This window comes from Streptomyces sp. R302 (assembly GCF_012927245.1).
In the GTDB taxonomy this organism is placed as follows: domain Bacteria; phylum Actinomycetota; class Actinomycetes; order Streptomycetales; family Streptomycetaceae; genus Streptomyces.
This window is the reverse complement of record NZ_JABBGE010000004.1, coordinates 24,239-34,495: the sequence shown is the minus strand read 5'-3', so window position 1 is coordinate 34,495 and position 10,257 is coordinate 24,239. Positions and strand designations below refer to the sequence as shown.

8 protein-coding genes and 1 pseudogene are annotated in these 10,257 nt (G+C 73.4%); 3 read left to right on the top strand and 6 right to left on the bottom strand.

From position 1 onward, the window contains the following. The first annotated feature begins 55 nt into the window (after positions 1 to 55). Positions 56 to 433 carry an SgcJ/EcaC family oxidoreductase gene (locus HHL19_RS13385; protein ID WP_169089090.1) on the top strand — a complete coding sequence of 126 codons (378 nt, stop codon included), beginning with the start codon at positions 56 to 58 and terminating at the stop codon, positions 431 to 433. 106 nt (positions 434 to 539) lie between these two features. On the opposite strand, the gene HHL19_RS13380 is transcribed toward HHL19_RS13385, so the two are convergent. Continuing rightward, positions 540 to 1,307: an SDR family oxidoreductase gene (locus tag HHL19_RS13380; RefSeq protein WP_169089088.1), complete on the bottom strand. Its 768-nt coding sequence runs from the start codon at positions 1,305 to 1,307 to the stop codon at positions 540 to 542. 425 nt (positions 1,308 to 1,732) lie between these two features. On the opposite strand from HHL19_RS13380, the gene HHL19_RS13375 reads away from it, so the two are divergent. Further along, positions 1,733 to 4,225 (top strand): AfsR/SARP family transcriptional regulator, encoded by a 2,493-nt coding sequence (locus HHL19_RS13375; RefSeq protein ID WP_169089086.1) that lies wholly within the window; start codon positions 1,733 to 1,735, stop codon positions 4,223 to 4,225. Positions 4,226 to 4,296: 71 nt separating this feature from the next. Here HHL19_RS13375 and HHL19_RS13370 read toward each other — a convergent pair whose 3' ends face one another. The 5 genes and pseudogenes from HHL19_RS13370 to HHL19_RS37220 all read right to left on the bottom strand — a co-directional run. Then, entirely contained in the window at positions 4,297 to 5,880 is a 1,584-nt protein-coding gene (locus HHL19_RS13370; RefSeq protein WP_169089084.1) for an aminotransferase class III-fold pyridoxal phosphate-dependent enzyme, read from the bottom strand. Between the two features lie 125 nt (positions 5,881 to 6,005). Further along, positions 6,006 to 6,770: an alpha/beta fold hydrolase gene (locus HHL19_RS13365; RefSeq protein ID WP_169089082.1), complete on the bottom strand. Its 765-nt coding sequence runs from the start codon at positions 6,768 to 6,770 to the stop codon at positions 6,006 to 6,008. 129 nt (positions 6,771 to 6,899) lie between these two features. Further along, positions 6,900 to 7,880 carry a 3-oxoacyl-[acyl-carrier-protein] synthase III C-terminal domain-containing protein gene (locus HHL19_RS13360; protein WP_169089080.1) on the bottom strand — a complete coding sequence of 327 codons (981 nt, stop codon included), beginning with the start codon at positions 7,878 to 7,880 and terminating at the stop codon, positions 6,900 to 6,902. A 227-nt stretch (positions 7,881 to 8,107) separates the two neighbouring features. Beyond that, positions 8,108 to 8,953: an NAD(P)H-binding protein gene (locus tag HHL19_RS13355; protein ID WP_169089078.1), complete on the bottom strand. Its 846-nt coding sequence runs from the start codon at positions 8,951 to 8,953 to the stop codon at positions 8,108 to 8,110. A 237-nt stretch (positions 8,954 to 9,190) separates the two neighbouring features. After that, positions 9,191 to 9,562: pseudogene (locus HHL19_RS37220) on the bottom strand (HTH domain-containing protein); the annotation flags it as partial. A 60-nt stretch (positions 9,563 to 9,622) separates the two neighbouring features. Here HHL19_RS37220 and HHL19_RS13345 point away from each other — a divergent pair. Continuing rightward, positions 9,623 to 10,240 carry a TIGR03086 family metal-binding protein gene (locus HHL19_RS13345; protein ID WP_169089074.1) on the top strand — a complete coding sequence of 206 codons (618 nt, stop codon included), beginning with the start codon at positions 9,623 to 9,625 and terminating at the stop codon, positions 10,238 to 10,240. The last annotated feature ends 17 nt before the right edge of the window (positions 10,241 to 10,257 follow it).

Genomic DNA, 10,257 nt, shown 5'->3' with positions numbered 1-10,257 from the left:
GTTAGCTTTTCGGAAAAGCTTCGCCGACCGACATGAAAGTGGGACCGGATTCGCCATGGCAATTGAACTCACCGATGACGCCACCAAGATGACTGAGCTCTACCAGAAGGCGTTCAACACCGGTGACCCGAATGTGGTCAACCAGCTGTACACCGACACCGCCGTGACGGTGTGGGAGCCCGGCAACCCGAAGACGGGTCAGGAGCGGAAGGACGCGCTGGCCGAGTTCCTCTCCCTCAAGCCGACGATGAACGCCAAGCTGCGCACCGCCTACGTGGCGGGTGACGCCGCGCTCCTGGTCGTCGACTGGACGATCGACGTCACCGGCCCGGACGGGACCGAGGAGCACCACGAGGGCATCGGCAACGACGTCCTGCGCCTCGGCGAGGACGGCAAGTGGCGCTTCGCCATCGACCACCCGTTCGGCAACTGAGCGCCGGGCAGGAAAAAGGGTCCGGCCCCCGCCGTGGGCGGGGGCCGGACCTGGGGTGGTGCTCACCCGGGCATGTCTCGACGAGACATGCCCGGCGGGGTGCTGCTCAGCCCTCCTGCGGGGCGGAGATGTGCTGCGCGAGACCACCGTCGACCGGCAGCTTGACGCCGGTGGTGAAGGTGGCGTCCGCGGCGAGGAACAGCGCGGCGGCGGCGATCTCGTCGACCGAGCCGTGGCGCTTCATCGGGGTGATGGCGTCGCCCACCGCGTGGAAGCCGGCGCGCTCCTCGGCGGAGAGGCCCGCGGCACCGGCGGTCGGGGTGTCGATGAAGCCCGGCTGCACCGCGTTCACACGGATGTTGCGGGGGAGCAGCTCGGAGGCGAGCACCTGGGCGAAGGACCACAGGGCGGCCTTCGACGCCGAGTAGACGCCCATGCCGGGGGTGCCGGTGACGTCGGCGATCGAGGTCGTGAAGACGATGGCGCCACCCTCGTTGATGAGCGGGGCCAGGGCCTTGACGGTGAAGAACGCGCCCTTGGTGTTGATGTTGAACTGGCGGTCGTAGGACTCCTCGGTCACCAGCTCCAGCGGGCCGAGCTCCGAGATGCCGGCGTTGACGAACACGTAGTCGAGCGAGCCGAGCGTGTCCTTGACGGCACCCGCGAGGGCGTCGATGTCCGAGAGGACGGCGGTGTCGGAGACCACGGTGTGGCCCTTGGCGCCCAGGGTGTTCTTGGCGTCCTGGAGGTTCTTCTCGCTGCGGCCGGTGACGATGACCTCGCCGCCGCCGTCGACGAAGTGCTTGGCGATGGCCAGGCCCATGCCGTTGCTGCCGCCGGTGACGAGAGCCTTCTTGCCTGCGTACTTGCTCATTCTCTACTCCTTGTATTTCCAGCACTCGCGCTGGTCGGCCGTCTCCTGCGCCGTCGGCCGGACGTGCTCATGGAAACACGGCACCCTGGAGAGCTACTTGAGGTTTCATCCAGGCCTCTGACCTGCGCCCGGGATCCGTCCGAAGGGGTGGGGAACGCCCCAAACACGGCTTCCACAAAGCTTCCATGGGGCCTCTACGGGCCTTCGAGAGACCTCTGCGACCCTGAGCGCGGGGCACTGTCGGCCGCATGCCGTCGTACTGGACCCATGGCCCTGAGCGTCGCCGTCATCTTCCCGTTGCGCGGCGTGATGCTCAAGGGCCGGCTCGGGGTCGAGTCGAGACCATGCGGCCCTGCCCCCGGGTGGGGGCTGCGAGCGATGCAGTCCACGACGACGATCGCGCGGGGGAATTGATGCGGTTTCGGATGCTGGGGCCACTGGAGATCACGGCCGACGACCAGTCGTTGGCGTTGGGGGGTTCGAAGCAGCGGGCGACACTGGGGTTCCTTCTGCTGCGGGTCAACAAGGTGGTGGCGACCAGCCAGCTCCTGAAGGCCCTGTGGCCGGAGGACGAGGCGCCCAACTCGGCGCGGAAGATACTCCAGAACACGGTGTGGGGGCTGCGCCGCGTCCTGGCGGCCAACGGGGAGAACTCCGGCTGCGCCCCGGACTCCCCCTGGGTCGTCACCCAGCAGCCCGGCTACATGCTGCGCGTCAGCACCGACCAGATCGACCTGTTCCGGTTCCGCACCCAGGTCGAGGAGGGCCGGGCGCGGCTCGCGGCGGGCAAACCCGACCTGGCCGCACAGCAGTTGAAGGACGCCCTCTCGCTGTGGCGCGGCCCGGTGCTCGCGGACCTGGTGGAGGGCGGTGTGTCCTGGCCGGAGCTCGCGGCCGTGCAGGGCGCGCGCCTCGACGCCCTGGAGGACTACTTCGAGGCCGAGCTGGCCCGCGGCCGTCACCAGGCGATCCTCGGCGAGCTGGAGACCCTGGTCGAGACGGAGCCGCTGCGGGAACGCGCCTGCGGCCAGCTGATGCTCGCCCTGTACCGCTGCGGCCGGCAGGCCGACGCGCTCAGTGTCTACGCGCGTGTGCGGGCGGAGCTGGTGGAGAACCTGGGCCTGGAGCCCGGGCACGACCTGCGCCTGCTCCACCAGGCCATCCTCAACCAGGACCCGGAGCTCATCCTCCCCAGCAGTCCCATGTCCGCCCAGCAGTCGCTGCCGCTCGGCTGGTCCGCGGCCCGTCCGGTGGCGCTGGCCGCCCTCTCCCCCAGCGCGCCCGTCCTCGCACCGGCGCCCGACGCCACCGCCGCCCCCCGCGCGGCCGACCGTCCCCGTCCCGAGGGCGACGCCCTGGTCCCCGCGCAGCCCCGGGGCATGCCCGAGCGGGCCACGCCCGTGGCGCCGCCGTCGGACGCGACGGTGTACGGCACCGGTGCACTGGCCGTCCCCGCGGCGGACCGCGCCCGGGTGTCGGCCGAGCGGAAGTGGCTGGGCGTGCTGCTGATCCGCACCGAACCGACGCCGGAGGCCCTGGAGTCGCCCGTCGACGTCGTCGACCGGTCGCTCGCCGAGACGTCCGCCGCCGTCCGCGAGGAGGTGGAGCGGCTGCACGGCAGCCTCGCGGCGACCATCGGCTCGGTGTCGCTGGCCCTGTTCGGGGTGCAGCGCAGCCACGGCGACGACACGGCCCGGGCGGTACGGGCCGCCCTGGCCGTACGGGACCGGCTCGCGCACACCGGGCTCGTCGAGTTCCGGGCGGCCATCGACACCGGCGAGGTCCTCGTCCACTTCCGCCCGGACGACGAGAGCACCCCGCCCCGGGTGAGCGGCCGGCTCCTGGACGGCGCGCAGACGCTCCTCGCGGGGATCCCCGCCGGGGAGATCCACGCCAGCGCCGGCGTGCACAGCGCGACCGAGGCCGCCTTCGCCTACCTCCCCACGGACGGGCCGGGCACCGGCTGGAAGCTGGCCGGCCCGCGTCGCGACCGGCCCGGCCTGCACACCCTCCCGATCGTCGACCGGGAGTACGAACTGGAGCTGCTGAGCGGCCTGGTGGAGCTCGCCGAGCACCGTGCCGCCCCGCACCTGGTGACCATGGTCGGCGCCGACGGGGTGGGCAAGACCCGGCTCGTGATGGAGCTGGGCCGCCGGGTGGCGGGCCGCCCGGACCTGGCGCAGTTCCTCGCCGCGACCACCCCCGCGCCGGACGCGGCCGACGCGGGTCCGCTCGCCGTGCCGGCCGAGCTGCTGCGCGCGTACTGCGGGATCCTCCCCGGCGACCCGCCGGAGAGGGTGCGGGGCAAACTCGCCCGGCCGTTGCGGGAGCTGCCGCCCGGTCCGCCGTCGGACGCCGACGCCGAGCGCGCGCTGGCGCTGCTGCTGCCCCTCGTCGCCCCCGGGGACACCGGGGCGGGCGCGGAGCGGGGAGCCGGCGGTCCCTCGCGTACGGCCGACGTCCTCGACGCCTGGCGGTCCTTACTCGTGCGGGCCGCGCGGGTGCGGCCCGTGGTGATCGCCGTCGACGACCTGCACCTCGCCGACGACCTGCTGCTCGACTGCGTGGAGCGGCTCCCGGAGACGGCCGGCCCGGTGCCTCTGGTGGTGGTCGCGGCGGCCCGCCCCGAGCTGCGCGAGCGCCGCCCCGTGTGGGGCGCGGCCGCCCCGCACACCACCACCCTCACCCTGTCGCCGCTGTCCGACACGGCGGTGGACCGGCTGCTCGACCTGCTGGTCACCGAGCCGGCGGCCGGGATGGACAAGCGGAACGGCGGTTTGCTCCACCGCGCGCTCCAGGGTTCGGCCTGCCATCCGCCGGCCGACCGCCGCCGCCAGGTGCGCGAGCTGCTGCGGCTCGCCACTCCGCTGCCGGTGCGGCCGGCCGGGGCGAAGGCCCCGGAGCCCCTGGCCGGCTGACGGGCGTTCAGGGGATTCTCGCGAGGGCCGCGGGCACTGCGCCCGCGGCCTCGCGTCGTCCGCGGGACCGGTCAGCGGCCGGTCAGCCGGGCCTCGTCCGCGTCCCGCAGCACCTCGGCGACGGCCCGGAGACCGGCTTCGAGCTGGGCGATCTCCGCGTCCGTGACCAGGACCGACGGCGCGAACCTGAGGGTGTTGCCGGCGCTCGCGGTGGGGAAGGTACGCACCCGGTGCTTCCGCAGCAGGAAGCCGGCGAGGTGGTAGCCGAGCAGGCCCGAGCGGGCCCCCTCGGCGATCACCTCGGACGACGAACCGGACTGCTCGTGGAACTCCAGGCCCTGCATCAGGCCGCGGCCCCGCACGTCCTTGACCACGTCGGGGAAGTCGGCCCGCACCTTGCCGAGGGCCTCGGCGAGCCGGGCGCCGCGCTCCTCGGCGAGCCGGTAGGCGCGGCCGCCGTCGGCCTCCAGCATCTGCAGCACCTTGAGGGCGATGCGCGTGGAGAAGCCGTCCTTGGCGAAGGTCGAGCTGTGCACCAGCTCGAACTCGTGGCGGTAGCGGCTCTGCCGGGTCAGCATGACCGAGGTCTTCGCCAGGCCGCCGCCCAGGCTCTTCGCCAGGACGTAGTAGTCGGCGCGCAGCCCGACCGCCGAGCTGGCCAGCATCCGCCCGGTCCGGCCGACGCCGCTCTGGATCTCGTCGACGACGATCGGGACGCCCGCCGCCGCGCACTCCCGCTGGATCTCGGCCACGAAGGCCTCCGAGAGCGGGACGATGCCGCCCTCGCCCTGGATGGGTTCGAGGAGCAGCGCCGCCACGCCCGGGAAGGCGTGCTCGACCACGACGACCTGGCCGCCGCGCACCGCGAGGCCGTACAGGACGGTCCGCTCCTCGGCGAGGGTCCGGCGGAGCGCCTCGGCGTCCTCGCGCGGCACGAAGCGGGCCTGCGCGGCCAGGGCGGTGAACGGGGTGCGGTAGCCGGGGTTGTGGGTGAGCTGGACGCTGCCCACGAGCTTGCCGTGGAACGAGCCCTCCAGGGTGAGGAAGACCGGGGCCCGGCCCGCCGCCTCGGCGTTGCGGCGCTCCGCCTCGGCGGCGAGGGCCTCGAAGCCGGTGGCGCCGGCGGCGGCCGGCACGCCGAGGTCCCGGAAGGCCTCGGCGGCCACCACGGCCTCGCCGGTGAGGACCGCGGCCCGCGCCTCCGCGAGCTCCGCGGCGACGCCCTCGGTGAGCTCTCCGGCCCGCATCACGCGGTCCAGCTCGGCGTGCTTGACGGCCGCCTCGATGGCCTCCGCGCCGCTGTTGCCGAAGATGGCGAAGTACGGCTCGTCGGTGCCGAGTTCACGCTGGAGGACGCGGTTGAGCTGGTTGGCGACGGCGTCCGCGTCCGGGTGCCGGGAGAACTGCGCGAGCACCGGGGTGCCCCAGTCGAGCAGCTCCTTGGCGTGCGCGACGATCTCCGGGTGGTTGTGCCCGAAGAACAGCGAGCCGTAACCGCCCGCCGCGTCGAACACCTCGACCTCACGGCCGTCCCCGCCCTCGTAGTACAGGGTGTTTCCCGAGGCCCGCTTGTACGCGACGTCGAGTCCCACGGAGCTGAGAAAACCGAGGATGTACGGCTCCGCCAACTCGGGTTGCTGTGTCTTGGAATTCATGCCGCCCTCTTTCCGACCACGTCGACCACGTCGACCACGAAGCGATGCGGCGACCCTATGCGCGGCCTGGAACCGGAAGGCCTCTCGCTTTTCTCCCCCCGGGTCATGCCACGGTCATCGGCCGCTCATTTCCCGGCGGTGGGCGCGGTCACGGAACCCGCGGTGAGCGCGGAATGGACGACGCGGGCGACATCGGTCGTCCGGCCGTCGAGGTAGAAGTGCCCGCCGGGGAAGATCCGGACGTCCGTCCTGGCCTCGGTGTGCTCCCGCCAGGCGGCCGCCCGGTCCGTGGTGACCACCGGGTCGCTGTCGCCGACGAGGACGGTGAACGGCATGGAGAGCCGCGGGCCCTCCGTCCAGGCGTAGGAGCCGATGGCGCGGTAGTCGGCGCGCAGGCTCGGCATCACCATGGCCATGATCTCCGGGTCCTCCAGGACCTGGCTGCCGGTGCCGCCGAGCCGGCGGATCGCGGCGATCACCGCCTCGTCGTCGTCCATGCGGTCCAGCGGGTTGACGAACGGCGTCGGCGCGCCGCGGCCCGACAGGAAGAGCCGCACCGGGGCCGGGAGGTCCTGGCCGACGAGGCGGCGGGCCGTCTCGTAGGCGACGACGGCGCCCATGCTGTGCCCGAAGAAGGCGTACGGCCGGTCCAGGTGCGTGACGATCTCCCGGGCGACGGCGTCCGCGAGCCGTCCGATGTCGTCGACCGGCTCCTCCAGGCGCCGGTCCTGGCGGCCCGGGTACTGCACGGCCACCACGTCGAACGCCGGGTTCAGCTCACGGGCCAGGCCCACGTAGGCGCTGGCCGCGCCGCCGGCGTGCGGGAAGCAGAAGAGCCGCGGACCGCTCGCCCGTATCGCGTCGAACCGCCGGAACCACTCACCACTCACGATGTCTCTCCCCTGTCGATGCCTGGGCCGGCTCCGTGGTCGGAGCGGCCTCGTCCGTGCTGATGTACCGGCCCGATGTACCGAGTACCGAGTGCCGAGAACCGCCGCGGCGCCGTCGACGGGGCGGTCCTAGCGGAGGATCTCCACCAGGGCGCAGCCGACGGTGCGCGAGCAGCCGCCGACGAGCGCCACGAGGTCCCCGGGTCGTACCGCGCCGGTCTCCAGGAGGTGGGCGAGTCCGGCGATCTGGTCGCCCGCGCCGAGGTGGCCCACCTGCCGCCCCCAGCCCCAGGTGGTCCGGCTCTCGTCGATCCCGTCGGCGGTGCGCCACCGCCACACGGCGGAGTCCCGGCCGACGTTGGAGAAGACGAAGCGCGCGACGTCGTCGAGGGTGTGTCCGGCCTCGGCGACGGCGGTGCGCACGGCGTCGCGCTCCCGCGCGGCGAGGAGGGACGCGGTGCCCGGTCCGTCGTCGGCGCGGTGGCGGCAGTCGGTGGCGGAGGGCGCCTCGCGCCAGGCGAGGTCGGCGCGGAACAGCGTCCCCTCGGGCGGTTCGCCCAGGACCGTGGTGGAGAGCAGCCGGGCCACTCCCCCGGTCCGGGTGAGGACGAGCCCGGTGGACCCGTCGCCGAGGACCGCGCCGCTGGTGTGGCGGTAGCGGTCGCAGCCGGCGGCGCCCCCGGCGTCGGTGGTGGCGACCAGCGCGACGCCGTCGCCGTCGAGCGCGTCGAGGTACGAGGCGGCCGTGTGCAGGGCCAGTACGCCGCCCCCGGCGGGCCGTACGACCTCCAGGGTGGTGGCCCGGTGTCCGGCGACCTTCTCCTGGACCCGCGCCCCGGCGGCGCCCTGGAGGGAGCCGCACCGGGTCGACTGGGCGTGGACGACGAGATCGAGCTCGCGGCCCGCGCGTCCCGAGGTGCGTACGGCGTGCGAGGCGGCGGAGTGGGTGAGCTGTTCGGCGCTCTCGCGCTCGGCGACGCACACGGCGTCGTACCCGTCGCGGCGCCAGGTCCGGAGGCTGTAGCGCCCGGCGGTCACCGCGGGGCGGATGGGCTCACGTCGTCCCAGCCGGACCGTGGCAGCACCGACGTACACGCTGTCCCACCGCATCGTCCACCCCTTCATCCGGACGGCCAGCCTGTCACAGGCCGCTCGAAGAGCCGTCCATCCCCGGTCGCGAACCGCCCCTGACCTGCGCACGGGCGTGGCGGAGGCCCGCACGGCGGAACGTCCGTGGTGCGGGCCCGTCCGACGGCCACCGGGCATCCGCCCGCCGCGGGGGGTCGATCGCGGCGGATGCCCGGTGGCGGCTCCGTGTCCGGTCCGGCCGGAATCCCTTACTTGAAGGCCGGGATGGTGCGCGCGACCCAGTCGCCGAAGGAACGGGCCGGGCGGCCGAGGACCTTCTCCACGTCGAGGCTGACCTCCTGCTCGACGGGGAGCGGCTCGCCGAGGACGTCGAGGGTGCCCTTGACGACGGCCGGCGGCATGAACTGGGACATGACCTCGGTGGCCTGCTCGCGGGTCAGCTCCACGTAGGTGACCTCCTCGCCGAGGACCTCGGAGAGCATGGCGACCTGGCGGCGCGGGCCGACGGCCTCGGGGCCGGTGAGCACGTAGGTGCGGCCGTTGTGGCCGTCCTGGCGGAGCGCGACCGCCGCGACGTCGGCGATGTCCGCCGGGTCGACGACGGGCAGCGCGATGTCGCCGAAGGGGTGGAAGACCTGACGGCCGGTGCGCACCGACTCGGCCCAGGCGAAGGCGTTGGAGGCGAAGCCGCCCGGCTGCAGGATGGTGTACTCCAGGCCCGACTCGCGCACGGCGGCCTCGAACTCGCGCAGGCGGTTGTGCGAGGGGGTGTCCGAGCGGGTGCCGGCGAGCTGGGAGGAGACGAGGACGACGCGCTTGACGCCCGCGCCCTTGGCGATGTCAAGGAGTTCGACCGCCGGCGCGCCGGGGCCGTTCTGCTCGCCAGCCAGCAGGATGAAGAAGGCGTCGGCCCCTTCGAGGACCGGCTTCATGGAGGCGAAGTCGCCGAGCGAGGCCTGGACGACACGGACGCCGTCCGGGAGGCCGGCGGGCTGGGCGTTGCGCGACACCGCGACGACGTCCTCGCCGGCCTCGGCCAGGGCCGCGACGAGCGGACGGCCGATGTTGCCGGTGGCACCGGTGACAACAATCATGAACAGCTCCCTATATCAGTGTGGTTGGGGTGAGTTCGCCGCTGCCGGGAGACCGCGCCGAACGGGTCGGACAGTGCTCCTGGCCGTCACGTTCCGGACGCTAGCATCCTCGGAATAGTAGGTACCTAGAGGAAAGTGACTCACCCCTCGGTCCCCGCCGTACGCTGCGACGAGTGAGACCCCGAAGCGCGCGAAGGACTCCCGCGCCTCGGGAAGTTCGTGGGTCCGCGCGCGCTCGCGCGGTTCCGCCGCGGCGGCCCGTGCCGCGGCCACGGCGACCGGCCGCATCGGTGCGGGCAGCGCCCGCGTCAGCTTGCGGAGCGCGGAGCGGAGTTCGGGCGAGGACGGGGCCCGCGCGGCGGCCGCGAAGAGCGCCTCGGTCTCGCCGGCCGTCAGTCCGGTGAGGTCGGTACGGGCTCCGCCGACCAGCTGCCATCCGCCGCCCCGGCCGCGCTGGGAGTAGACGGGGACGCCGGACGAGGCCAGTGCCTCCAGGTCGCGTCGCGCGGTGCGCTCGGAGACCTCCAGTTCCCGCGCCACCTCGCGCGCCGTGACCTGCCCCCGCTCCTGGAGGAGCAGGAGCGTCGCCACCAATCGATCCGCCTTCATTTCACATCTTTTTCGGTAAGAGGCCACAAGATGGCCTGTTTTGCGGTGAAGATGGCGTTCATGACGACTTCTTCTGTCTCTGCCACGTCCACCTCTCCCTCCGCTGCCGACGCCGACCCGCGCCTCGGCCTCTTCAAGGCCCTCGACCTGGTCGGGGACACCCTCGCGGCGATCCGCCCCGAGCAGTACGACACGGTCACCCCGTGTCCCGGGTTCTCGGTCCGCGCCATGGCCAACCACCTCGTCTCGGTCCTGCGCCGGCTGACCGTCATGGGCACGGGCGGCTCGTTCATGAGCGTTCCGCACCTCGCCGAGGACGTCGCCGACGGCGACTGGGCCGATGCCCTGGCCACCGCCCGCGAGGAGTTCGACGCGGTGTGGACCGACGACGCCGTGCTCGGCCGTACGATCGGGCTGCCCTGGGGCCCCGTCCCCGGCGCGGTCGCCGCGGTGATCTACACCAACGAGTTCGTGCTGCACGCCTGGGACGTGGTGAAGGCGACCGGCCAGAGCCCCGAGTGGGACGCCGACATGCTCGCCGCCCCGCTCGCCGTCATGAAGCAGGCCGTCCCCGCCGAACCCCGGGGCGGTCACGTGCCGTTCGGCCCCGTCGTCGAGGTCCCCGAGGACGCTCCGGCCATCGACCGGCTCGTCGGCTGGTACGGGCGCCGCCCCTGAGCCGCCCGCGGCGGCTC

Coding starts and splice junctions, on each gene's coding strand:
- HHL19_RS13355 (WP_169089078.1), bottom strand. CDS start 8,953: ATGATTGTTGTCACCGGTGCCACCGGCAACATCGGCCGTCCGCTCGTC.
- HHL19_RS13370 (WP_169089084.1), bottom strand. CDS start 5,880: ATGAATTCCAAGACACAGCAACCCGAGTTGGCGGAGCCGTACATCCTC.
- HHL19_RS13380 (WP_169089088.1), bottom strand. CDS start 1,307: ATGAGCAAGTACGCAGGCAAGAAGGCTCTCGTCACCGGCGGCAGCAAC.
- HHL19_RS13360 (WP_169089080.1), bottom strand. CDS start 7,880: ATGCGGTGGGACAGCGTGTACGTCGGTGCTGCCACGGTCCGGCTGGGA.
- HHL19_RS13385 (WP_169089090.1), top strand. CDS start 56: ATGGCAATTGAACTCACCGATGACGCCACCAAGATGACTGAGCTCTAC.
- HHL19_RS13345 (WP_169089074.1), top strand. CDS start 9,623: ATGACGACTTCTTCTGTCTCTGCCACGTCCACCTCTCCCTCCGCTGCC.
- HHL19_RS13375 (WP_169089086.1), top strand. CDS start 1,733: ATGCTGGGGCCACTGGAGATCACGGCCGACGACCAGTCGTTGGCGTTG.